Source organism: Bacillus sp. YBWC18 (assembly GCF_002998775.1).
In the GTDB taxonomy this organism is placed as follows: Bacteria; Bacillota; Bacilli; order Bacillales; family Bacillaceae; genus Bacillus.
In genome coordinates, this window is sequence record NZ_PVRI01000001.1 from 1,034,549 (window position 1) to 1,057,848 (window position 23,300).

The 23,300-nt window shown below is 40.6% G+C and carries 30 protein-coding genes; 8 read left to right on the plus strand and 22 right to left on the minus strand.

The genetic code is table 11. The annotated features are described in order from the left end of the window. Positions 1 to 57: 57 nt before the first annotated feature. The 3 genes from C6348_RS05340 to C6348_RS05350 all read left to right on the plus strand — a co-directional run bounded on the left by C6348_RS05340 (position 58) and on the right by C6348_RS05350 (position 1,586). On the plus strand, positions 58 to 489 hold the full coding sequence (locus C6348_RS05340) for a MarR family transcriptional regulator (RefSeq protein WP_034660968.1): 432 nt from the start codon (positions 58 to 60) through the stop codon (positions 487 to 489). A 54-nt stretch (positions 490 to 543) separates the two neighbouring features. Further along, positions 544 to 804, plus strand: a complete 261-nt coding sequence (locus C6348_RS05345) for a hypothetical protein (protein ID WP_034660970.1) — start codon at positions 544 to 546, stop codon at positions 802 to 804. Positions 805 to 920: 116 nt separating this feature from the next. After that, positions 921 to 1,586, plus strand: a complete 666-nt coding sequence (locus tag C6348_RS05350; protein ID WP_106042207.1) for a DUF4397 domain-containing protein — start codon at positions 921 to 923, stop codon at positions 1,584 to 1,586. 31 nt (positions 1,587 to 1,617) lie between these two features. On the opposite strand, the gene ypmT is transcribed toward C6348_RS05350, so the two are convergent. From ypmT to ilvA, 7 genes are all read right to left on the minus strand, one after another. Then, a complete protein-coding gene (gene ypmT / locus C6348_RS05355; protein WP_034660972.1) occupies positions 1,618 to 1,815 on the minus strand; it encodes a protein YpmT in 198 nt (65 codons plus the stop codon). Positions 1,816 to 1,837: 22 nt separating this feature from the next. Then, positions 1,838 to 2,404 (minus strand): YpmS family protein, encoded by a 567-nt coding sequence (locus C6348_RS05360; RefSeq protein WP_034660973.1) that lies wholly within the window; start codon positions 2,402 to 2,404, stop codon positions 1,838 to 1,840. Positions 2,405 to 2,413: 9 nt separating this feature from the next. Beyond that, positions 2,414 to 3,175 (minus strand): SGNH/GDSL hydrolase family protein, encoded by a 762-nt coding sequence (locus C6348_RS05365; protein WP_223251476.1) that lies wholly within the window; start codon positions 3,173 to 3,175, stop codon positions 2,414 to 2,416. A 69-nt stretch (positions 3,176 to 3,244) separates the two neighbouring features. Further along, the gene (locus C6348_RS05370) at positions 3,245 to 3,835 is read right to left on the minus strand and encodes an SCO family protein (RefSeq protein ID WP_106031076.1); all 591 of its coding nucleotides are present in this window, start codon (positions 3,833 to 3,835) and stop codon (positions 3,245 to 3,247) included. Positions 3,836 to 3,858: 23 nt separating this feature from the next. Beyond that, positions 3,859 to 4,701 (minus strand): DegV family protein, encoded by an 843-nt coding sequence (locus C6348_RS05375; RefSeq protein WP_034660975.1) that lies wholly within the window; start codon positions 4,699 to 4,701, stop codon positions 3,859 to 3,861. A gap of 187 nt (positions 4,702 to 4,888) precedes the next feature. Then, positions 4,889 to 5,140: a YpmP family protein gene (locus C6348_RS05380; protein WP_034660976.1), complete on the minus strand. Its 252-nt coding sequence runs from the start codon at positions 5,138 to 5,140 to the stop codon at positions 4,889 to 4,891. Between the two features lie 36 nt (positions 5,141 to 5,176). Further along, positions 5,177 to 6,445, minus strand: a complete 1,269-nt coding sequence (gene ilvA / locus C6348_RS05385; protein WP_106042332.1) for a threonine ammonia-lyase IlvA — start codon at positions 6,443 to 6,445, stop codon at positions 5,177 to 5,179. A 181-nt stretch (positions 6,446 to 6,626) separates the two neighbouring features. On the opposite strand from ilvA, the gene C6348_RS05390 reads away from it, so the two are divergent. Together C6348_RS05390 and trhA are read left to right on the plus strand one after the other, a co-directional pair. Next, entirely contained in the window at positions 6,627 to 7,595 is a 969-nt protein-coding gene (locus tag C6348_RS05390) for a sigma 54-interacting transcriptional regulator (protein WP_106031074.1), read from the plus strand. Positions 7,596 to 7,609: 14 nt separating this feature from the next. Next, positions 7,610 to 8,248 carry a PAQR family membrane homeostasis protein TrhA gene (trhA, locus tag C6348_RS05395; protein ID WP_095285302.1) on the plus strand — a complete coding sequence of 213 codons (639 nt, stop codon included), beginning with the start codon at positions 7,610 to 7,612 and terminating at the stop codon, positions 8,246 to 8,248. A gap of 35 nt (positions 8,249 to 8,283) precedes the next feature. Here trhA and C6348_RS05400 read toward each other — a convergent pair whose 3' ends face one another. The 12 genes from C6348_RS05400 to C6348_RS05455 all read right to left on the minus strand — a co-directional run bounded on the left by C6348_RS05400 (position 8,284) and on the right by C6348_RS05455 (position 19,092). Continuing rightward, positions 8,284 to 8,907, minus strand: coding sequence for a lysophospholipid acyltransferase family protein (locus C6348_RS05400; protein WP_034660980.1), 624 nt, complete (start codon positions 8,905 to 8,907; stop codon positions 8,284 to 8,286). Positions 8,908 to 8,926: 19 nt separating this feature from the next. After that, entirely contained in the window at positions 8,927 to 9,412 is a 486-nt protein-coding gene (gene folA / locus C6348_RS05405) for a type 3 dihydrofolate reductase (protein WP_060596580.1), read from the minus strand. After that, positions 9,409 to 10,203, minus strand: a complete 795-nt coding sequence (locus C6348_RS05410) for a thymidylate synthase (RefSeq protein ID WP_064497497.1) — start codon at positions 10,201 to 10,203, stop codon at positions 9,409 to 9,411. Before C6348_RS05410 ends, folA begins: the two co-directional genes overlap by 4 nt. Positions 10,204 to 10,306: 103 nt before the next feature. After that, complete coding sequence (locus C6348_RS05415; RefSeq protein WP_034660983.1) at positions 10,307 to 10,834, minus strand: phosphatidylglycerophosphatase A family protein; 528 nt, start codon at positions 10,832 to 10,834, stop codon at positions 10,307 to 10,309. An 18-nt stretch (positions 10,835 to 10,852) separates the two neighbouring features. Then, entirely contained in the window at positions 10,853 to 11,470 is a 618-nt protein-coding gene (locus C6348_RS05420) for a YpjP family protein (RefSeq protein WP_060596585.1), read from the minus strand. A gap of 234 nt (positions 11,471 to 11,704) precedes the next feature. Beyond that, positions 11,705 to 12,493: a class I SAM-dependent methyltransferase gene (locus C6348_RS05425; protein WP_106042209.1), complete on the minus strand. Its 789-nt coding sequence runs from the start codon at positions 12,491 to 12,493 to the stop codon at positions 11,705 to 11,707. 66 nt (positions 12,494 to 12,559) lie between these two features. Beyond that, positions 12,560 to 12,994 carry a BrxA/BrxB family bacilliredoxin gene (locus C6348_RS05430; protein ID WP_106042211.1) on the minus strand — a complete coding sequence of 145 codons (435 nt, stop codon included), beginning with the start codon at positions 12,992 to 12,994 and terminating at the stop codon, positions 12,560 to 12,562. 82 nt (positions 12,995 to 13,076) lie between these two features. Further along, complete coding sequence (gene ilvD / locus C6348_RS05435; RefSeq protein WP_012010311.1) at positions 13,077 to 14,753, minus strand: dihydroxy-acid dehydratase; 1,677 nt, start codon at positions 14,751 to 14,753, stop codon at positions 13,077 to 13,079. Positions 14,754 to 15,060: 307 nt separating this feature from the next. Then, positions 15,061 to 16,197 (minus strand): conserved virulence factor C family protein, encoded by a 1,137-nt coding sequence (locus tag C6348_RS05440; protein ID WP_034660989.1) that lies wholly within the window; start codon positions 16,195 to 16,197, stop codon positions 15,061 to 15,063. Between the two features lie 30 nt (positions 16,198 to 16,227). Beyond that, positions 16,228 to 16,839: an HD domain-containing protein gene (locus C6348_RS05445; RefSeq protein WP_106042213.1), complete on the minus strand. Its 612-nt coding sequence runs from the start codon at positions 16,837 to 16,839 to the stop codon at positions 16,228 to 16,230. Positions 16,840 to 16,852: 13 nt separating this feature from the next. Further along, the gene (locus C6348_RS05450) at positions 16,853 to 17,335 is read right to left on the minus strand and encodes a glutathione peroxidase (protein ID WP_003216059.1); all 483 of its coding nucleotides are present in this window, start codon (positions 17,333 to 17,335) and stop codon (positions 16,853 to 16,855) included. A 74-nt stretch (positions 17,336 to 17,409) separates the two neighbouring features. Then, entirely contained in the window at positions 17,410 to 19,092 is a 1,683-nt protein-coding gene (locus C6348_RS05455; protein ID WP_106042334.1) for a formate--tetrahydrofolate ligase, read from the minus strand. A 138-nt stretch (positions 19,093 to 19,230) separates the two neighbouring features. Here C6348_RS05455 and metA point away from each other — a divergent pair, with 138 nt between their 5' ends. Together metA and C6348_RS05465 are read left to right on the plus strand one after the other, a co-directional pair. Continuing rightward, positions 19,231 to 20,139, plus strand: a complete 909-nt coding sequence (metA, locus tag C6348_RS05460; protein WP_034660994.1) for a homoserine O-acetyltransferase MetA — start codon at positions 19,231 to 19,233, stop codon at positions 20,137 to 20,139. Between the two features lie 228 nt (positions 20,140 to 20,367). Continuing rightward, positions 20,368 to 21,519: a diglucosyl diacylglycerol synthase gene (locus C6348_RS05465; RefSeq protein ID WP_106042215.1), complete on the plus strand. Its 1,152-nt coding sequence runs from the start codon at positions 20,368 to 20,370 to the stop codon at positions 21,517 to 21,519. 33 nt (positions 21,520 to 21,552) lie between these two features. Here the strand turns inward: C6348_RS05465 and C6348_RS05470 are convergent, their stop codons facing one another. Beyond that, complete coding sequence (locus C6348_RS05470) at positions 21,553 to 22,254, minus strand: AIM24 family protein (protein WP_106042217.1); 702 nt, start codon at positions 22,252 to 22,254, stop codon at positions 21,553 to 21,555. Between the two features lie 259 nt (positions 22,255 to 22,513). Between C6348_RS05470 and cspD the strand changes: the two genes are divergently transcribed. After that, on the plus strand, positions 22,514 to 22,714 hold the full coding sequence (gene cspD, locus C6348_RS05475) for a cold-shock protein CspD (RefSeq protein ID WP_003215784.1): 201 nt from the start codon (positions 22,514 to 22,516) through the stop codon (positions 22,712 to 22,714). Between the two features lie 51 nt (positions 22,715 to 22,765). On the opposite strand, the gene C6348_RS05480 is transcribed toward cspD, so the two are convergent. After that, positions 22,766 to 22,948 carry a hypothetical protein gene (locus C6348_RS05480; RefSeq protein ID WP_003215507.1) on the minus strand — a complete coding sequence of 61 codons (183 nt, stop codon included), beginning with the start codon at positions 22,946 to 22,948 and terminating at the stop codon, positions 22,766 to 22,768. Between the two features lie 169 nt (positions 22,949 to 23,117). Further along, complete coding sequence (locus tag C6348_RS05485) at positions 23,118 to 23,300, minus strand: zinc-finger domain-containing protein (protein WP_003215998.1); 183 nt, start codon at positions 23,298 to 23,300, stop codon at positions 23,118 to 23,120.

Sequence of the window (23,300 nt, forward strand, 5' to 3'; positions counted from 1 at the left end):
ACCTAAAATAAAAGAAAGCATTCTGTCGTATCTTAAAATATAATGGGGGTTTAATGATTGGAACAAAGAAAACAAATGATGTATGAAATGGATTCTTTACTGAGAACCGTATTTAAGCAGATCCGTTATGAGATTAACAGCCTGCTCGAAAACGAATTATCTCGGAATGAATTTCTCATTTTAAATCTGCTTCGTGAGCAAGGTGCAAAAAAAGTAACGGAATTTGCGTCCATTCTAGGGGTGTCAGCAAGCCATATCACAGCTGTGACCGACACACTCGTAGAAAAGGGCTGGATTACCCGTATCCGTTCTAAAGAGGATCGCCGCATCATCAAAATCCACTTAACCGATAAGGGTAAGGAAATTACTGAGCATTTTGAGAAAAAGAAAACAGAATACTTTATGGAGCGATTTGAGTCATTCGACGACGAAGAACTGAAAACAATGATCAAATTATTTAAAAAGCTGGATAAAAGTCAAAAGGATTAAGCATAGATTTTAGCGCTCTGGACATGCTACGGATAAAAAGAGGTGGAATGAACCATGACAAGCCCTTATCTTTGTCCAAACTGTAAAACAAACAGAACGCGCTTTAATCTGATTGAGCAGCTTTCAGAACCTGTGAAGCTGGATCCTGCGACCGGAGCAGTTGTCGAAAGATACGAAGGAGAGCAGCTTTCTCCTTTTCACGTGAGCTATCAAGGTCCTCAAATAAAAGTCCAGTGCGGCGTTTGTGGTTTAATTGAGGATGAAAAAACGTTCATTAAGCTAGCTGAATATCATCAATATTCTTCTCCTTCTTAACTTGCCTGACGGAAAACGTCAGGCTTTTTTCTATGCTTCTTTTGCCTATACAGATCGCCTTTTTCATGCATACGCTACAAAAAACACCATCGCATTAGAAAGTAGGGATTGATGACATGCAGCAGCTCTCTTATCATGACTTTCCATACCGGCCACTCGCTGCGGGCTTCGAGCACCCTCAAAGCAGCCTTTCATCCAAAGCCTTTATTCGGCTCTTTCACGCTGCACCAGATCTTAGTGAGCTCGCTGTATATGTGAATCGGAATGAGGTCTTGAAAAAAATGCCTTACAGTCATTTGACAGCTTATATGGAGTGGGATGAGGGAATTTATGAGATAGAAGTGTTCAAGCTGGCCACAAAAGAAAGAGTTCTTCATTCTTGCATGATGATTAAACGTAGCGAGATTTACACCCTATGTATCACAGGTGCTCATGCAGGTTTTGCGCTGCTGACAGAGCGGCAAGACCCTGTGATTCAACACGAGGACCTGTCAGCCCTTACATTTGTCCATCTGTCTCCAGACCTTCCTTCCATTGATATATATGAACGTGATCAAGGGGTGTTATCAAAGGAGCTTCATTATGTAAACGGCACTCACATTCATCATTTCTCCCCGAATAAATATCATTTTGAATTGAAAGCCGCCGGTACTCAAAGTGTACTGCTTGATATCCCAAAAGTTCATCTGCAAGCAAATCGCGCATACCTCATTCTGCTTCATGGCTTTGCTAACGGAGAGCCAGAGCTTATGGCGAAGGTGGTCTTGTCTCAGCAAATATAAAAAAGAGCCTTTCCTCAATGGAAAAGGCTCTTTACGAGACATCTTCAGCTTTTTCTTGCTTTTGAAAATCAAAAGCAAGAATCATGATACCTAGAAATAATGCACAATAGGCAATATTTAAGTAAAACTGATCGATATTTTCTGCTCTTAAATCAGTGGCAGCTGTAATGCCAAAGTACGCAGCAAATAAAAGCGACAGTAAACTAAAATATTGATAGACTCGCTTCATGATTTCACTCCTGACTCACTTTCTATTGCTTTGGATGATAATATGAGAACTCAATTTCATCGTTCTCTAGATCAATTTTGTTTGCTTTCACATACATATCATTCGTCAGTGGCATTTCTGAAAGGCGTACTTCAACCGTTTTTTGATCCGGTTTCACATGAACGAATTCTGGCAGTTCATAGAACTGGCCCATGTAGCTTAAAACAAAACTAATCGGAATGCTCAATTGTCCAATTGAAAGGCCATCCACTTTCAACAGCACATCACCATTATCTTCGACAGTTGGCGTAAATGAGACGTTTGCATCAATAGTCGAAGAGAAAGCTTTAATTGCGCCTGTTACTTTCACATCTTGATCGATCGCCACATGAAAGTCTGGCATATCACTTGATCCTTGATTTTTCAAGTAATCATTGATAAAGCTGGTGAGCGATTCCTTTGAGCTAGATATATTAAAAGAATACTCGCTTTTTAATTCTTTAGTTGAAGCGGATTGACCGCCTGGCAGCATCATCAAAATACCGCAGGCTAGAACAATCAATAGATTGATTGCAAGTAAAATAAAAAATAAGCTTTTCCACTTTTTCATACGTTCACCCTATTCCTTCGGCAGTCCTTCTTTTTTCACTTTGGAGAATAAACGATTTGCCATAAGAGAGTACCCCTTTTGGTTTGGGTGGAAATCATCATCTGCCAGTAATTTTTCATCAGAATCTTCCTCAAATAAATCTGCTACATTGATGATATCAGCGTTGCCGTCTTTTTTCAGTTCCTTTTTGGCAGCGGCATTCCAATCTTTGACGACTTCATCAATATCTCGCAGCTCAGACAAACTGAACTTAAAGGGATTGTACATGCTGACATACATGATCTTCGCATGATCATTGTGCTTTCTCAATTGAGCAAGAATGGTTTTAAAGCGCTCCTCAAAAGGACCCTGCTCTTTTTGAAAAGGAGCAAACGTCAAATTGAGCACATTTTGATGGACAACATGCATTAAGTCATTGCCGCCGATCGTAAAGAAAATATAGTCAGCGTCTTTCAGTCCGTCTTGCACCTTTTTTTCTTTTAATCTTTTTAATAAATCTACCGTTCTACTGCCTTTAATGGCATAATTTTTTAATGTGACAGATTGCACGCCGTCCACCGCTTCTAACTTGTCACGGGTCATGCCTGCATATCCTTTTTTATGTTGATCTCCGATTCCTTCTGTTAAGGAATCTCCAACCGCTGCGATCGTAATATGTTCTTTTACGTCTTGTGTGTCTTCTAGTTTATCCTTTATGCCAGCCTCTTGCGCGGAACATGCAGAAAGAACAAAAGCTACAGACATCACAATCAAAATCAAACGAGCCTTCAAACGATGATGTCCCTCCTTTTTCTGATTAAAAAAGTGTATCATGTTTTCGCTCATTTGAACATCCTTATGCTAGCTTCGATTCAGCGTTTTGATGTCCTTGATAATTTCATCATAAGGTGTATTTTGTACGCCATCATAATTTTTCATCACTTTCCCTTCTTGATCAACTAGGAAAAACAATGACTGATGAATCACTTGGTCTTCATCTTCAGGTTTCTTCACAATGGTTTTAAAGCTTTTCATTGCGAATTTTTCGATTGCGGACTGTGAATAGCCAGTGAGAAAATCCCAATTTTTAAAGGACAATGGATATGCTTTTGCAAATTCTTTTAGCTTGTTCGGTGAGTCTACCTCCGGGTCCACGCTAAAGGAAATGATATGCGCATCCAATTTTTCTTCTTTTAACCGTTTTTGCAGCTCTGTCATATGAGCAGTCATCGGCGGACAGATCGTTTCACAGCTTGTGAAAATAAAATCTGCAACCCATACTTTCCCCTTCAAATCATCCAATGACACCTTTTGACCATCCTGATTTTCATACTCAAACGGCTGTATTTGATAATTTAACGCATCTTTGATTTGTCCATTTGAACATGAGACTAAAAGAAGCACGCTTATGATCATAAGCGTACCAAGTGAGGCTCCCCTTTTTTTAAGCATGGTACGTCCATCCCCTTTTTCAATCAATCGGTATAAAAAGTAAAGCCTATTGCGCCTTTTCCAGTGTGACACGAAATAATCGGTGTTGTGTAGGCGATGTCAACAAGTGCTTCAGGTGTGTGATCAAGCAGCGCTGATTTGAGCTTTTCAGCGAGTTCTAATGCATCTGCATGCGCTATCCCAATGGCTTGAACTGTTTTTCCTTTCACGGCCTGTACATACTGTTTGGTCAAATAGCGGACAAGAGCAGAATAGCTTCTCACATTCGCTTCCGGCGTGTATACCCCATCCGTTAAGCTGGCAATTGGTTTGATATGAAGAAGTGAGCCGATCAGCGCCTTTCCTCTTCCAATTCTTCCACCTTTCACGAGATTTTCTAATGTATCGATTGTGACAAATAGCTTTGTTTTAAGACGGATTTTATCCATTTCTTTGATGATGTCTTCACGGCTTGCACCATTTTTTGCAAGCTCTGCTGCTTTGCTGACTTGAAACCCTAATCCATAGGAAATAAAATTTGAATCAATCACCGTGATGTTTCCGTCTACCATTTTCGAAGCGCTTTCAGCAGTTTGAACAGTACCACTCATCCCACCCGTTAAATGGATACTAATGACTTCGCTTCCATCTGCCGTGAGCTTTTCATATAATTCGACGAATTGACCGATCGCAGGTTGAGACGTTTTCGGCAATTCCTCAGCGGCCTCCATTTTTTCAATAAATTCATCTGGCTGTATATTCACTCGGTCAATATAATCAACCCCAGAAATGGAGATATTGAGCGGAATCACGTGAATGGAAAGATCATTGATTTTTTCTTGCGGAAGGTCCACAGTTGAATCTGTTACAATTTTAATTTGTTTCACTATCGTCTCATCCTTGCTGTCTTAGTCTTTACTTATGATATTACCTTATTTCGTGCATACTTGAAAACAACTGTCATGACGTTTTTGAAATTGTCACATTTTCTTCTTTTCATGAAAAAAATCCTTGCCAAGCTGAGCAGCTGTCATTTCAAAACGGCCGCTCACTCCACTTGACAAAGATTTCTATTTACGCATTGTGTTTCAGTGTAGGCTCCTGATAGATCTGCTCATATGTGCTCCACTTGACGTTACGTTTCACATCCTCTCTGAAAGAGTATACAGCTCTCTTTCCTTTAGATACATAGACTTTTTTCAAGAAAGCTTCAAGTCTAAAGGTGAGCATGAAACCATACGTCTCATCTCCCTTTAGTACAGGGACTTCTGTTACCTTGATCTGAGCTCCATCCATCCGTCTAAAACATATTGTTTTGAGCAGCACAAACGATCAATCCTCTTTTCCAATGTTCTTTTACGCCTAAATAAATAGGTGGAATAAATCTTGATCTTTATTCACTTCAACATAATGGAAGCCTTTTTTATTCATCCGTTCAATCAGTGCCGCATAGTCATCTCTTTCTTTCAATTCGATGCCAACAAGCGCGGGGCCTTTGCTTCGGTTATTCTTTTTCATATATTCAAAGCGTGAGATATCATCATTTGGTCCTAATACTTCATCTAAAAATTCCCGAAGCGCTCCTGCTCTTTGCGGAAAATTGACGATGAAATAATGTTGAAGCCCTTCATAGATCATCGACCGTTCTTTGATTTCCTGCATTCTGCCAATGTCATTATTTCCTCCACTGACAATACAGACAACATTTTTCCCTTTAATCTCCTCGCGATGGGCATCCAGCGCTGCGATCGGCAGTGCGCCTGCCGGCTCTGCTACAATCGCACATTGATTATACAGCTCTAAAATGGTTGTACATACTTTTCCTTCAGGTACAAGACTGATTTTATCGACAACGGACTGAAGCGATGTAAACGTCTTTTCGCCAATCCGCTGAACCGCTGCTCCGTCTACAAACTTATCAATTGAATCAAGTGTCACAACCTTGCCCTTTTCATGGGAAGCATGGAGTGAAGCTGCGCCAAGCGGTTCGACTGCAATGATTTCGGTTTCTGGGGCGATATTTTTGATATATGTACCAACTCCAGATAACAGACCTCCACCTCCAACACTTGCAAATAAAAAGTGAGGCTCCACTTCGATATCATTTAATATTTCTACAGCAGTCGTTCCTTGTCCTGCCATCACATCCAAATCATCAAACGGATGGATAAACTCGCGCTTCTCTTCATCTCCGCATTTTACTGCTTCATGATATGAATCATCAAACGTATCTCCGGTTAAGATAATTTCAACATATTCTTTTCCGAAAAGCTCCACTTGAGATACTTTTTGCCTTGGTGTCGTGGCAGGCATAAAGATTTTCCCGTGGATCTCTAAATATTTACAAGAATAGGCAACACCCTGTGCGTGATTTCCTGCACTTGCACAGACAATGCCGTTTTCTAGTTTATCTTTTGGAAGCTGGCTCATTTTATTAAAAGCGCCTCTTAATTTAAAGGAACGAACTACTTGAAGATCCTCTCTTTTTAAGTAGACATTACATTCATATCGTTCAGAAAGTCGCTCATTTTTTTGAAGAGGTGTATGAATCACTACATCCTTCAAATTTTGATGGGCCTTTAAAATGTCTTTCACTTGAATTAGCGTGTTTTCTTTGAGCAACGGTTTCATGTACAAGATCCTTTCTCTTTAACCTTATTTAATTTGTCATTATAACATGAATATTCAAAAAATAAACCAATAGATCATGGATCAAGCATAAATTTCATAAACTTTTTCGTTTTTCTGTACATTTGGTTTTATTGGGTGTTACAATTGAACCAATTAGAACCACAAAGAAAGGAATCACCCGATGACCACACATTCGTTTACGTCTATATATGGAGAGCATCAAGAAATGAAGCGTGCCATTCATCTGGCAAAGCAATTCACAAAACACGAGCAGCCGGTCTTGATAACAGGAGAAATTGGCACAGGCAAAACACTATTTGCCCAGGAAATTGCAAATGCAGCTGCTCCAAACGCTTCACTGACACATCTATATTGCCCCGTCTTAGATGAAGATACCTTACAGAAAGCCTTCACGGAAAAGACCCGTCAAATTCTTTATTTAGACGAAATCGCCGCATTAAGTATTCCTATGCAGCATCAGGTCATTCGTTTTCTAGAAACATCTTTTGCAACAAAAATCATTGCCACTTCGTCTTTATCAATAGAGGCATTGAGGGTGTCATCTACCTTTTTACCTGAGCTGTTTTATCGTTTAAATGTTTTTCATTTGCCCCTGCCGTCATTAGCAGATCGAAAAACAGACATTCCTGTGTTAACAACTGCTTTCTTTCAGGAGCTGAGCATGACGCCTGATATTGATCCAAGTGTTTGGGAAACCTTGCAGGAGTATCCGTTTGAAGGAAACGTACAGGAACTCAAAAATATCGTTCATTATGCTGCAGTCATTCTCGAGGGGCAAACGGTATTTTTACACCACCTGCCGCCTTTTGTGTTAACACCTCTTTCGCCGGACGTAAAAGGAAAAAAGGAAGAACACCAGCTCACACTAATGGAAAAACAAGAGTTTGTTTTCCTGCTGGAAGCCATTAAGTCTCTCAATGAGAAAGGTGAAGCAGCCAGCAGACGCATCTTGTCTGAATTAAGCAAACAAGGCGACATTCCGCTGACCCCTCAGCAGGTGAGGAGCCGATTAGATGATCTTGAGAAAAAAGCTTACGTGACGAAAGGAAAAGGCAGGGCTGGCACGAAGATTACACTTGAAGGTCTTTCATTCCTGAAGTCACTTGATGGTTATATACCGGTTCAATAAAAGGAGGCTATTCATTGTTTACTGTAAAAGAAGAAATTGCAAACGCCATTACACATGGCATTGGCGTTATTTTATCCATACCAGCCATTGTTTTTCTCGTGTTATTCGCTGTTCAATACGGCACTGTCACAGACATCATCAGCTTTTCGATATTTGGCGCATCCATGCTGCTGCTCTATTTAAGCTCAACCTTGCTTCATAGCATACGGCATAAAAAAACAAAAGATGTATTTGAAATCCTCGACCACTCGGCTATTTATGTATTGATTGCTGGTACATATACGCCCTTTTTACTAGGACCATTAAAAGGCGCACTAGGCTATACGCTTCTTGCGATTGTATGGGCGCTTGCTGCTGGCGGAATTGTCTTTAAAATCTTTTTCGTCAAAAGGTTTATCATTGTGTCCACGCTCGTTTATTTATTAATGGGCTGGATGATTATCATTGCCATCAAACCACTTTACATTGGGTTAACGGGCGCAGGATTTGGCCTCTTACTGTTAGGCGGTCTATTGTATTCGGTCGGAACCATCTTTTATATTTGGCGGAAAATCCCCTATCATCATGCCATTTGGCACAGCTTTGTACTCGGCGGCAGTGCATCGATGTTCTTCTGCATTCTCTTCTATTGTGTGAACATTCCTGCTGCATGAAAAAAACCAGCATCCACTTTCGGATGCTGGTTTTTCTATGCGCGCTTTTGGGCGTAATCACTCATCATGACAGGTGCTTTAATATGAATATCAACATTAACAGGGCGCAGCCTTTTCACAACTTTCCCAGTTAATAGACGATCCGTTCCACTTGTTTCAATCGGTACAAGCGGACAATCACAATCTTCAGCAAGTGCCTCTGCCATGTGACGCTGTGCTTCTGAAAGCAATACGCTCTGCCCAGATAAGATTCTTTCCTTTGCTTCTTCTAATAAGGCATCATCAGATTGATTCTGATGAATAACCGCCATCTTCTTCAGCCATTGTTTTAAAATGGGATATCGAAAAAGATTCGGCTTTGCCATGAAAGCAAATGGCTTCTCAAGGTGACCAATCAATAATGTCGTCGTGACTGGATTCAGTGCCTGTGTGATATAAATAACGGGTCCATCTGGCAGCTTCTTTTGCTGGTGAATGGTCATGACTGATCCTGACTGATCAATACAGCCCCGGGCAAACCTTTTTGCATGCTCATGAATGAGATGCATTCGTTTCGTATAGGAAATGCGCGGATCAGTTAATTCATGGGCATGCAAATGCCTCATACTTTTAAAAATGGATAGGGCAACATAAATCGTTAAAAACCAATAACGAAACAACCGTACTCCTCCTACTCATTTATCCTTTTTTGTCATATACGACAAATTCATAATTGTAGGGGTTCTTTTCGTCACGATGGCCTTTTTCGCGTGATACAACCGTCCATTCGTTTTCATTGTAATCAGGAAAGTAGCGGTCTCCTTCAAACGCATGGTGAATATGCGTGATATATAGACGATCCGCATATGGCATCATTTCTTCATACAGCTTAGACCCGCCGATGATAAATAACTCTGTCTCGTTCTCTCCGATTGCCAAAATATCAGCAATGGAATGGACAACCTCGCATCCTTCTGCTTCAAAAGAAGAACTTGTCGTCAAAACGATATTACGGCGGTTAGGAAGCGCTCGTCCGATTGATTCAAACGTTTTTCTGCCCATGACAATCGTATGACCGCCTGTGACCTTCTTAAAATACGCTAAATCAGCTGGTAAATGCCAAGGCATTTGATTATCTTGACCAATGACTCTGTCTTTTCCTGTCGCCACAATCATTGAAATCATACACTGACTTCTCCTTTGATATGCGGATGTGGATCATAGTTCTCAAGTACAAAATCATCGAACGTGAAATCAAAAATGCTTTTCACATCTCTTGTGATGCGAAGCTGCGGAAGCGTGCGTTCCTCGCGCTCTAGCTGCATTTTCACCTGCGGAAGATGATTCTGATAAATATGAGCATCTCCTAGCGTATGAATAAACTCTCCTGGCTCAAGATTTGTAACTTTGGCAATCATCATCGTGAGAAGGGCATATGAAGCAATATTAAATGGCACGCCTAAAAAGATATCTGCCGATCTTTGATAAAGCTGGCAGGAAAGCTTCCCGTTTGATACGTAAAATTGAAACAGACAATGACATGGTGGCAGCGCCATTTGATCAATTTCACCCGGGTTCCAAGCGCTGACGATCAGTCTTCTTGAATTCGGATTATGCTCGATATCGTGGATCAGCTTTGTGATCTGATCCACAGTCTCACCGTCCCCACTAGCCCAAGATCGCCACTGCGCTCCGTACACACGGCCCAGTTCGCCATTTTCATCTGCCCATTCGTTCCAAATCCGGACGCCATTTTCCTGAAGATATTTGACATTTGTATCACCTTTTAAAAACCACAGTAACTCATGAATAATTGATTTCAGGTGCAATTTCTTTGTTGTTAAAAGAGGAAATCCTTCCTGCAAATCAAATCTCATCTGGTAACCGAACGTGCTGATTGTGCCTGTTCCCGTTCTGTCACCTTTTTCATCCCCGTGCTGTAATACATGACGGCATAACTCTTTGTATTGTTTCATTTTTTTCATCCTTTATTTATGTTCTTGTTGTAGTTTACCTTATTTCTGCTTTTGTTTAAACCAAAAAAACATGCCTGCATGATGAGCAGACATGTTTTTCTTTTTATACTTGATTCACTCGATCCTGCTCTTCGTCCTTAATATCTTGGTGTGAGTGAGCAATACGGCTAGCTGCTGCTGCGGCAAGCGCGGCGACAAGGTCATCAAGGAAGGTATGCACTTCACCTGGACGACCTTCATCTAATTCTCGAATAATACCAAATTTCTCTTTATCTAAATAACCGAAGTTGGTCAAACCGATTGATCCATATACATTGACAATGGAAAGCGGAATAATTTCATCAATACCATATAGCGGCTCGTCTGTTTCTACTAAGTGCTGCAATGGTTCTGGCAATAGCTTTTTTTCAGCCAGCTGATCAAGGGCAAGTCCTGTTAAAACCGCATGGACAATTTCCCTTTTATTCAACACTTTTTCAACATTTTCAATACAGACACTAAGTGGAAGGTTTGGATGATATTTTTCTTGAAGCTTTAGCACAATATGTGCAATATCTTCAATTTTCACTCCACGTTCGTTTAACATTTGTTTTGTAATCTGCACCATTTCGTTCATTGTATACTTTTTCAATTGGCATGACATCTCCTTCTAGTGGCTCATCCAGCTCGGCGGGGTGTTTTTGTCCCAGTAAATATTACCGAGTTCATGATGCGTCTGGAATCCATCTTCTGCTGTATGGTAGTGAAAGTTAAACCAATATCCGCTGTGTGGCGGCTGATCTCTTCTCACATGAAAACGGAGCAAATCTTCTCCAGTCTTCCGGTTGTAGATGTGGAAGATTTTTTCGCCATTTCCGCTTGAAGGCTGATCAGTTAACACAACATCTTGAAATTTTTCGTCATCTTTGAAATTTGTTAAAACATCGGTTAACACTTGTTCAATTTTCGGTTGAATCTCTTCTCTGTACTCGTCTTCAATGACAGGTGTGATTTTACGGCCAAATTTGAGAAAGGATTGATTTTCTGCACTTGATAGAACCTCCTCCTTATATTGCTCAAAGGGGTCTACCTGCTCTTTGTTGTCCTCTTGCGATAGTTCCCAGCTGCGCAATTCATCTGATGTATCATAAACCGCTGTATAAGGCGTTTTATCAGATGAAGAAAGTTCAGATGGCTTGTCTGTCATCAAAGCCGACGGAGGAGAGATCAAACCAAAAGTTGCAATTGTAAAGAGCGCAACAAGCGTTTTTCTCATCCACATCTTCATGATATCTAATTCCTTCCATAAGTTATCATACTGCTATTCTAGCATATAATGAATTTTCAGTCATTCAATTTGGTCACTGATTTGAGACTTTCTTTTTCATAATAAAACGTTTACAATGACAGTAATGACGACTAAAATTTGGGAGGAATGGGTATGCTTGAAGGGTTTTTCATCACAGCTTCCTTGCTGACACTGTTTTATTTTGTCTATATGGAGATTACGGATTAAAAGCCCTTAGTGAGGGCTTTTTTCTTTCTCAATATAACCATAATGAAATTGGGCTGTTTTTCGTTTTATGACGTGAAATTGATAGGATTCCGCTGTAAATCGTGTACTTTTCCAATGATCTTTTAAAACCACTCTTTTTCTTGCCACTCTTAACGCCTCTTGCACGGCTATTTCGTGATCAAAGTGGTGCTCTGCCGCATGACGCAGCGGCGCTATACTTGCAGATTCTTGAATCGTTTCCTCAAACATCGGATCAAAATAGACAATATCAAATGAACGGTCAGGACACTTCTTTAGCTGCTCGATACTGTCTCCACTGATCACAGATATCCGTTTCATCGCTTCATCTGCTTCTTCTATCCCTGTCTCCCATGTGTTCAGTCCTTCTCGCACTAGTAACGCCGTAATGGGATTCTTTTCTATACCGACGGCCCTTCCATTCCTGCCTATCGCACAGCTTGCAGTAATAGCATCAGACCCTAAGCCAAGTGTGCAATCTAAAAAGGAATCGCCCGGCTTTAGCTGTGCTGCTTCGATTAAAGGATCCTTTTCTCCGCGCAAGAGCCGTTTCACCCTGAACATCGCTGAGCTTGGATGAAAAAAGAACTTTTCACCATTGGGCTGATACCATTCGAATCTTTCTTTCCCGACAACAAGTACATCTCCTCGTTTCATCGCAAGCTGCTTGACGGATTGTTTGCGTCTTTCTACATACTCACCATGTAAATCCTCTGCAAGCGCCTTCGCTGTTTCAATCGTTTGTTCATTTGCTCTAAAGCTTGTTGTAATGAGCATATCGTTCCTCCATCATGATCAAGAAAAAATGCCCTGATCTGATCACAGGGCATTTCAACACTTGTATTAGCAATGTTTTTCGAATGCAGTTAAGACATTTTTCATGATATCTTCCATTTCATGACCTTCAATTTCGTCACGCGGGATAAAATGAACGAGTTCATTTGCTTTTAAAAGGGCCATAGAAGGAGATGATGGCTCTTCACCCGTGAAGTATTCTCTCATTTTTGCCGTTGCTTCCCGATCCTGCCCAGCAAATACTGTGACGATTCTGTCTGGAGCTTTTTCTGCCTTCATCACAGCTTGAGTCGCTGCTGGGCGTGCTAATCCGGCAGCACATCCGCATACAGAATTAATGACAACAAATGTTGTTCCTTCAGCTTCTTGCATGGTTTGTTCTACTTCTTCTTCCGTCTTAAGTTCTTGAAATCCTGCACTTGTCAGCTCTTGGCGCATTGGCACAACGAGCTGTCGCATATATTCTTCATATGCCATTGACATAAAAAAGCCCCCTCTAAAAATCCTTATGTTGTGAATAAAGGATACTATAGAGAGAGCCAATTTTCAAATCTTCCATATCAGATTAAATTTTCATGATTCCGCCTGTATTGGCTGATGTCACAAGTTTTGAATATCTAGCAAGATAGCCAGTTTTCACTTTTGGCTCAAAGCCTTTCCAGTTTGCTTTTCTTTTTTCCCATTCTTCCTCTGGAACATCGACGCTTAAAATGCGTTGTTCAATATCAACCACGACATGGTCACCATTTTCAACAAAGGCGAGCGGGCCGCCTTCAGCTGCCTCTGGAGAGACGTGTCCAATGGACAAACCACGAGAAGCGCCGGAAAAACGTCCGTCAGTAATTAAAGCAACCTTTGGCCCAAGTCCCATGCCGACAATTTGTGAAGTTGGTGCAAGCATTTCTGGCATACCAGGTCCGCCTTTAGGTCCTTCATAGCGAATAATGACAACATGTCCTGCTTCTACTTTTCTATTAATGATGCCTTCAAGAGCTTCTTCTTGGGATTCAAATACGATCGCAGGTCCTTCGTGACGTGTGATCCCATCTTGTACCCCGCCCGTTTTAATGATGGCTCCATCTGGCGCAAGGTTTCCAAATAAAACGGCTAAGCCGCCCTTTTCAGTAAATGGCTTATCGATTGGATAAATGACGTTATAGTCTTTTACCTCATGTCCTGCAATGTTCTCACCAAGCGTTTTCGCTGTGACGGTCATTGTATCTAAATGAAGTGCGCCTTCTTTTTTGGACAATTCATTTAGCGCAGCTGTGACGCCGCCTGCTTCATGTAAATCCTCAATATAAACATCCGAAGCTGGAGCAAGTTTTGATAAATGAGGCACACGCTCAGCTACTTCATTGATACGTTCAAGTGAATATTCAACACCTGCTTCATTTGCGATCGCCAGTGTGTGAAGAACGGTATTGGTTGAACCACCAAGTGCCATATCTAATGCAAATGCGTTATCGATTGCTTTTTCAGTAACAATATCACGTGGTTTAATATCCTTTTTAATGAGCTCCATCAGTTGTTTTGCTGACTTTTTCGCAAATTCTCTTCGCTCTGGTGATGTCGCCAAAATCGTTCCATTTCCAGGAAGAGCAATTCCAAGCGCCTCTGCTAAACAGTTCATTGAGTTTGCTGTAAACATACCTGAACAAGAACCGCAGGTTGGACAGCCAAACTGTTCTAATTCATTTAATTCCTCTTCGTTAATTTTACCTGACTGGTATGCACCAACGCCTTCAAATACAGAAGAAAGAGAAATCTTTCTGCCATCACTTGTTCTACCCGCTTCCATCGGTCCACCGCTGACAAAGACAGTCGGAATATTGACACGCATCGCTGCCATCATCATCCCTGGTGTAATTTTATCGCAGTTAGGAATACAAACCATTCCATCAAACCAGTGAGCAGATACAACGGTTTCTACAGAGTCAGCAATGATTTCACGGCTTGGTAATGAATATCTCATCCCGATATGACCCATCGCAATTCCATCATCGACCCCAATCGTATTGAATTCAAATGGGACCCCGCCAGCTTCACGAATGGCTTCTTTCACAATTTTCCCGAATTCCTGAAGATGGACATGTCCTGGGACAATATCAATATAGGAATTACATACGGCAATAAATGGCTTGCCGAAGTCCTCATCCTTTACCCCCGCCGCTCTTAGTAAGCTTCGGTGAGGTGCTCTGTCAATTCCTTGTTTAATCATATTACTGCGTAGTTCTGCCATCTGTTTAAAAAGCCTCCTATACTACAAGTCTTGTTGACTGCATGATTTTGAGTTGATTTTATTTTACAAATTTTCTGTTTATTTAGCCACCGATGAATGACTGATGACCAACATGTCTGCTGAAACTAGCGCTCAGCAAGGTTCGTGTCATAAAATCTGACCTCCAATATTCTATATTGGTACTACTATATAGAGTTTTTTCGCATATTTCAACAATATTCAAAATAATTTTTCTAAAAAAATTTTTCTGTCTATCACTTTAAGAAAAACAAGCTGCCTTTCATTGGCAGCTTGCTCATATTTCTCATCATTCTGATGCATTTTTTCTACTTTCTGTCATTTGCTTCCATACAGAGCCTTTCGCTTCTTCTCCGTGCTCAATGCGCTCAATCGCCATTTTCACTTGAAGGCTGACTTCAAATTCAGGGTCTTGCTCAGCTTCTTTTAATGCGTCAAGTGCTGTTTCGTCACCTTCTTCATAGAGGAACATAGCTGCACGCCAGCGGACAAGTTTACTCGGATCCTTTAATGCTTCGATCATTGCTTCCATAGCGCTAGGGTCACCAAGGTCTGAAATACAGTCTCCAGCGGTTCTGCGGACCGTCACAGTTTTGTCTTTAAGGCCCTTATATAATATAGGCAGTATAGCAGGATCTTCAATCATTCCAGCATTCACAACGGCTTGTCTGCGAATGGATGTTTTTGGGTCCTCCATCGCTTTCATTAAAACAGGTATATCCTTTTGCTCTGGCTGCATTTGCTCTAAATGGGCAAAACGCTTTTTCCAATCTTCCTCGCGCAGCATGTCTTCTGTTACATCATATGCCTTTCGGTTCACCTGTCTATCTACGGCTTCTTGCCCTTCTTTGACCGCCTCTGTTAAGCGGGCTAAACGCTCGTCATCATAGGCTGCTTGCAGCTCTTCTGTGACTTCCTGGCCGATATCAGCAAAGTCACCAAAACGAACGCCATGTTCTTTCCACACACGTTCAAATACGACATTGTCTGAACTGCTTCTGAGCTTTAAAATGGCTGCTTGGAAGCGTTCAGGCATTCCGAACCGCTCTTCTCTTTCGCCGTCAGTTAATTTGACTTGCATCGGAATCCCATTAAACATTTGGACAAACACTTTGACTTCGCCAAATGTGTCACCGCCTGACTGCGGTCCTTCCTGAAGGCCTTCTGTTTCTTGACCAAAGGCTTCTCTCACCTGTTGTAAAATGCCCTGCCAGTCAAACTTTGCATTACGCTCGACCGCTAAGAAATCTGCGACATGATAAACACCTTTTACACCTTCAATGTTCAAAATGCGCTTGATCATTTCTGGCGCTTCGTCTTTTTGATCCTTTTTGTAGTTGTTGCTTTTACCGCCGGCAAGTGCTTCTGTCAAAATGACCTTCATGGTATTTGGACTTGGCGTCGGTTCTATCGCTGTTATTTTCATCTATACATCCTCCTTACACACATAAAGACCCTACTCATCTGTAAGGCCGCATTCTTCTTTCCACGTCTTGATAAATAAGCTCATCAATTCATGCCGTTCCTCAGCAAGCTGCTTTCCTGCAGAGGTGTTCATCAAGTCTTTTAATTTGAGCAATTTTTCTTCCATATGCTTTAGCACGGAGCCCTGCTGCATGTTCTTTGTATAGTGGGGCTCCCCTTTTGCGCCTGCATAAGTAAACACTCTTGCAATACCGCTTGCTCCTATCGCATCGAGTCTATCTGCGTCTTGAACAATGGCCCCTTCTAACGTCATAGGCCTATTCTGCTTATGTCGATGACGAAAAGACATCGTGGTAATGATATCCATGATATAACGAATATCCCGCGTATTAACTTCCCAAGAAAGGAGCTGATGCTCAAGTTGTTGCGGTGAAAGCTTCCATTCACTCGACAGCTTTTCATCAATGACATCATGAACAATCGCCGCCATTTCAATAATAAAAAGAGAGCCGCCTTCCTGATTAGCAATCTGGCGGACAAGCTGGCGCACACGATCAATATGAGCCGCATCGTGTCCAGTCGGTTCATATTTCAGCTGATCTGAAACAAAGGAGGCAGCTGCCTCCAATTGTTTTTTCTGCATGACTGTGAGCACCTTATTTGTCCAAAAGAGCGATGATGGAGCTTTCTAATTCTTTTGGTGATGTTTTCGGAGAGAACCGCTCAGTGACTTCTCCGTTTTGATCCACGATAAATTTTGTAAAATTCCATTTCACTGTTTTCGTTCCAAGTACACCTTTTGCATGACTTGTTAAATGTTTGAAAAGCGGATGCGCATTGTCACCATTGACATCTACTTTCGCAAACATAGGGAAGGTTACGCCATAATTCAAAGAACAGAATTCCTGAATCGCTTCTTCCCCTTCTGGCTCCTGGTTCATAAATTGGTTGCACGGAAATCCTAAAATTTCAAGGCCCTTTTCATGATATTGATCATATAGCTCTTGCAATTGTTTGAATTGAGGAGTCAGTCCACATTTACTTGCTGTGTTGACAATAATGAGTACTTTTCCTTTGTAATCTGCCATTGATTTTTCCTGACCGTTAATGGTCTTGACCTGAATATCATAAATTGACATCTCATAGCCTCCTAGGATTCACTTTTTCCTATCGTAACATGCTTCTTTTATAAAATCGCTTTTTATGCCTCCTGTTAAAAGAGCCCTGTCACACTGTCGTCTTCTAATAAATCCATCTCGAGCGCCGCAGGTTTTTTAGGTAATCCAGGCATTGTCAGAATGCTTCCGGTTAAAGCAACAATAAAGCCTGCTCCTACAGATGGTTTTAACTCACGAATCGTAATGGTAAAGCCCTTAGGTCTCCCAATTAAAGCTGGATCATCCGAAAGTGAATATTGCGTTTTTGCCATACAAACCGGTAAATGACCCCAGTCGTTTTTCTCGATGGCTGCCAGTTGCTTTCTTGCTTTTGAAGTGAGTGTGACCCCGTCTGCTCCATAAACCACTTGGGCAACTTTAGATAACTTTTCTTCGATGGAATCATTTTCTTCATACAAATAGGAAAAGTGGTTCTTCTTCTTTTCAATAAGTGTCGCGAGTTCCTCGGCAAGTGCTGTCCCGCCTTCGCCTCCTTCTTCCCATACATTCACAGCTTTGACTGGATGGCCATGTGCGTGGCACCAATCTTCTATCGATTGAATCTCTTCTTTTGTATCAGTGATAAACCTGTTTACTGCGACGATGTATGGAAGACCGAAGGCTTGCACAGTTTCAATATGCTTTTCTAAATTATGTATACCTTCTAATACGGCATGTGCATTCTCTTCTTTGAGTTCAGTTTTCTTCATTCCGCCATGCATCTTTAATGCTCTGACAGTCGCCACAATGACAACTGCACCAGGCTTGAAATCACCAGCTCTTGTTTTAATGTGCAGGAACTTTTCTGCTCCAAGATCTGCTCCAAATCCAGCTTCTGTTACCACATAATCGGCTAATTTCGCCGCCATTTTGGTTGCAATTAAACTATTACATCCATGCGCAATATTGGCAAAAGGACCGCCATGTACTAGGGCCGGAGTTCCTTCAATCGTTTGAACAAGATTCGGTTTGAGCGCGTCTTTTAAAAGTAACGTAAGAACACCTTCATATCCAAGTGCTCCAACTGTGACTGGCTCGCCATCTTGATTATAGGCAACAACAATAGAAGAAAGACGTTTTTTTAAATCGGTTAAGTCTTCTGCTAAACAAAGGATGGCCATCATTTCGGAGGCAACTGTGATGTCAAATCCGTCTTCTCTAGGATACCCATTTAACTGACCGCCAAGTCCGACAACGACCTGTCTTAATGCACGATCGTTTAAATCAAGCACTCGCTTCCATACAATGCGGCGCGAGTCGATGCCGAGTTCATTTCCGTGATGGATATGGTTATCAATGAACGCAGATAAGGCATTATGTGCAGAAGTAATGGCATGAAAATCTCCTGTAAAATGAAGATTGATTTCTTCCATTGGCAGCACTTGTGAATATCCTCCACCCGCTGCACCGCCTTTTATGCCCATTGTAGGACCTAATGAAGGCTCGCGCATCGCAATGATTGCTTTTTTCCCAATTTTTTCGAAGGCTTGACCGAGGCCGACTGTTACGGTGGACTTCCCCTCACCTGCTGGCGTTGGATTGATCGATGTGACAAGAATCACATGTCCTTCTTTTTGTTCTTTTAAACGGTCAAAAATAGTCAAAGATATTTTCGCTTTTGTGAAACCATAGCATTCTAATTCTTCGTCATGTATTTGCAGCTTTGCTGCGATGTCTTGAATAGGTCTCAGCTTTGCCTTTTGGGCGATGTCAATATCTGATAAATGCTTTGTGATCATAAATAAACGGCCTCCTTTTTTTCCAGAAACAGCTTTGTTTTTGCTCTGTTTTTTATTGTAACATAATTGAAACATTGAAATATCGCCAGAAAGTTCCTATAATGAAATGAAATTAGCTTTGGTTCAGGGGGTGGCGAGTTGCCTATTAACATACCAGTTCATCTGCCGGCAAAACAAATACTAGAGAGCGAAAACATTTTCGTCATGGATGAGACAAGGGCATTCAAGCAAGATATCCGTCCTTTGAATATCGTGATCTTAAATTTAATGCCAAAAAAAATACAAACTGAAACGCAGCTGCTAAGAATGCTCGGAAATTCTCCTTTGCAAGTGTACTTTACGTTTTTGATTCCAAGTACGCATACACCGAAGAATACGTCGAGAGAGCATCTAGATGAATTTTATACGACCTTTGAATCGATTCGCCATAAGAAATTTGATGGAATGATCATCACCGGCGCACCAATTGAGCATTTAGCTTTTGAAGAAGTGTCCTATTGGAAAGAGCTTCAGGACATCTTGGACTGGAGTAAAACCAATGTGACGTCTACCCTTCATATTTGCTGGGGTGCACAGGCAGGCCTATATCACCATTATGGGATTGAAAAAATCAAGCTTCCCGAGAAAAAATTTGGTGTATTTGAGCATCTTGTGAAAGAGAAAAAAGAAAGATTAGTCAGAGGTTTCGATGAAGTATACTATGTCCCACATTCGAGGCATACAGATATTAATACAGAACAATTAAAAAACACGCCGAATTTGAAAGTATTGAGTATCTCTGAAGAAGCGGGTGTTTGTTTAATTGTTTCAGATGATGATAAACAAGTATTTTTAACTGGACATCCTGAATATGATACGGACACATTGAAGCAGGAATATGAAAGAGATTTGTTGAAGCATGATACAGTCCAAAAACCTGTCCACTATTTTATAGAAGATGGTGACACATTAGTCCCAGTGAATCGCTGGAAAGCCCATGCCACTTTACTGTTTATGAATTGGCTCAATTATTATGTTTATCAAGAAACTCCATACGTTTGGGAATAAAATAGACTGTGGTCTGATGATAAATGGTCAAAATGTGTTAAAATACAAATGGCTCTGTCTTCCATTATCAATTTAGTCTCGTTGTTTTTTAAAATTAGTTTAATTCTTTCGTAACGAATGATATGCTCTGGCTGTTTATATGTTATCTTTATGTATATGTAGACCTATGAGATTAATAGTTTTCGTACGAAGTTTTGTTGTTGTTGATTACATTTGAGGTGAATATTCTTGAATACCAATAAAAAAATATTAATCTTGACCGCAAATTATGGAAATGGACATATGCAGGTGGCTAAAACACTGTATGATGAATGCAAATCCCAAGGGTTTGAACATGTTGTAGTTTCTAATTTGTATCAAGAATCAAATCCCATTGTGTCGGAAGTGACTCAATATTTATACTTGAAGAGCTTTTCCATTGGGAAACAATTTTATCGCTTGTTTTATTATGGTGTAGATAAAATTTACAATAAACGCAAATTTAACATTTATTTAAAAATGGGAAATAAGCGTCTTGATGAACTCATTCAATTACACAATCCGGATATCATTATTATTACATTCCCGATGATTGTTGTTCCAGAATACCGGAACAAAACAGGCAAAGTCATCCCGACATTTAATGTCATGACAGATTTCTGTCTTCATAAGATTTGGGTACATGAAAACATCGACCGATACTATGTTGCAACCGATTATGTGAAACAAAAATTAGTGGAAATCGGCACACATCCAAGCGATGTCAAAGTGACAGGCATTCCTATTAGACCACAATTTGAAGCAGACGTGCCCAAATCGAAGATTTATAAAAAATATGGATTATCATCAAACAAAAAAGTTCTTCTGATTATGGCTGGTGCTCATGGTGTACTGAAAAATGTCAAGGAATTATGTGAAGCGCTGCTTCTCGACAGTGAAGTACAAATTGTTGTTGTATGCGGAAAGAACACAGCGCTGAAACAATCACTGAGCGATCTTGAACAAGCACATCCAGATCAATTGAAGGCGCTTGGATATGTGGAACAAATTGATGAATTGTTCAGAGTAACAGATTGTATGATCACAAAACCAGGCGGCATTACTTTAACAGAAGCAACAGCAATCGGTGTCCCGGTCATTCTTTACAAGCCTGTCCCTGGACAAGAAAAGGAAAATGCTCATTTCTTTGAAGATTATGGTGCGGCCATCGTCATCAACAGACATGAAGACATTTTAGAATCTGTGACCAACTTGCTGCAAGATGAAGAAAAGTTAGAAGTCATGAAACAAAACATTAAAAAACTGCACTTAAAGCATTCTTCTCAAACCATTTTGGAAGATATCGTTGAGCAATCAAATCTCATCACGAATAACAAAACGTATGCTCGTGCATTATCATAAAAAGGTGTCCGTCAATGACGGACACCTTTTTCTTTATCCTTGATTTCCATTTGTTGTGTACACTTCTTCAAACGGCTGCACGACAACAAAACCGCTTCCGCTAAATTTCATTTGAATAGACTCTCCGCTTCCTCTGCCAATAAAGGTTTTGAATGAAACATCTGTCACAAATTCAGTTTTTAAATCCCCTGACCATGCAACTGTCGCGTTCGGATCTGTATAGACAGAGTCACCCGGCTGAATAATCAATGTGAGGGGCTCATAATGACTGGTAATCGCAACAAGGCCTGGTCCTTCTAATTTGACATTAAATAAACCGCCTGCAAGCATGCCCGACACTTTTTTCATCAATTTGATATCCCAGCGCACTGACGGTTCAAATGCGAGCAGATCATTCCCATTCACAAAAATGGAATCCCCTTGAGCCAAACGAAGAATTGAGATTTTTTTACCTTGATCTGCCACATATAATTTCCCATCACCTGTTGCCTTCATGAGTGAAGTGCCTTCTCCTGACAGCATTTTTTTGAACATCTTTGAGACGCCATGTTCAAAAACGCCCTCGCGTTCAAACTTGATTTTGCCTCGGTACGAAACCATGGAACCTGTTTTTGCCCAAATGGTATCAGTCAAATTAATTTCTAAAAGTCTTGATGTTTCAAGTTCGAAGACCCCTTCTCCTTTATCTTCCTGCTGCGTATTCTGAACAAATTCTTCAAGTGTATAACGATTCATGATAGCACCTCTTCCTGTATTTTTTTTATATACGGACAAGGTGTGCATAAAGTTTCAGAAAATGGGGACGTTTTAGCTATTATTGTTATTCGCCAAAAAAAATCAAATATTCTGCTCAAAATTTGGCTCTTCCGCTTGACGCTTTACTTTTGATGGTGTATAGTGGAACCATCATTTAACAACTGCAAAGTCGTTAGGTGATGAAAATTTTTTTTAGTATGCCAAAAGGTATGCTACAGTACTAGGAGGAAAAAGCAATATGCAAAACGGTAAAGTAAAATGGTTCAATAATGAAAAAGGTTTCGGCTTCATTGAAGTTGAAGGCGGAGACGATGTATTCGTTCACTTCACAGCTATCGAAGGTGACGGCTACAAGTCTTTAGAAGAAGGACAAGAAGTTTCTTTTGAAATCGTTGAAGGTAATCGTGGACCTCAAGCTGCAAACGTAACAAAAATCTAATCAACTAAATCAATGATGTAAAGACAAAATAAAGAGAGGCCTATGCCTCTCTTATTTGATTTTCAGCTGAATTTCAATCGCTAAAATATTTTGCTTCAGTCGTTGTTCAATTTCAGAGATATCTTTTTCGAGAAAAGGTCTTCCCTTCTTTGCTACATCTACTAGTTGCTCTAGATCGCTGTACACCTCTTGAAATGTTCGATGTAATACCGTTTCGAACTCCTTATTATTCATACCGGCCTTCCCCTTTTCCTCTAATATCCGTCACTTAGTCAAAAAGTAACTCAACCAAAACTTTCTATAGTTATATCGGCTCATTTTTCAGAATATGTTCTTTTTTTACACATTCTATCCGTTTTTTTTCATGAACGGATGTTTGAGCAGGGAAAACCGGTGCGTCCGCTTACTTTTTGAGCAGCGTCTGTCCATATTCTTTTATTTTCTCTCCAACGGTGCATTGCTGTATACAAAAGGAATGGGCATATTTTTTGCCAAATTCTTTCCGAAAATGCTTCTTAATCAAACAATCTGAACAATACGTGTCTTGAAGATCGGTCAATTCTTGTACTGCTGTTTTTTTATCCAC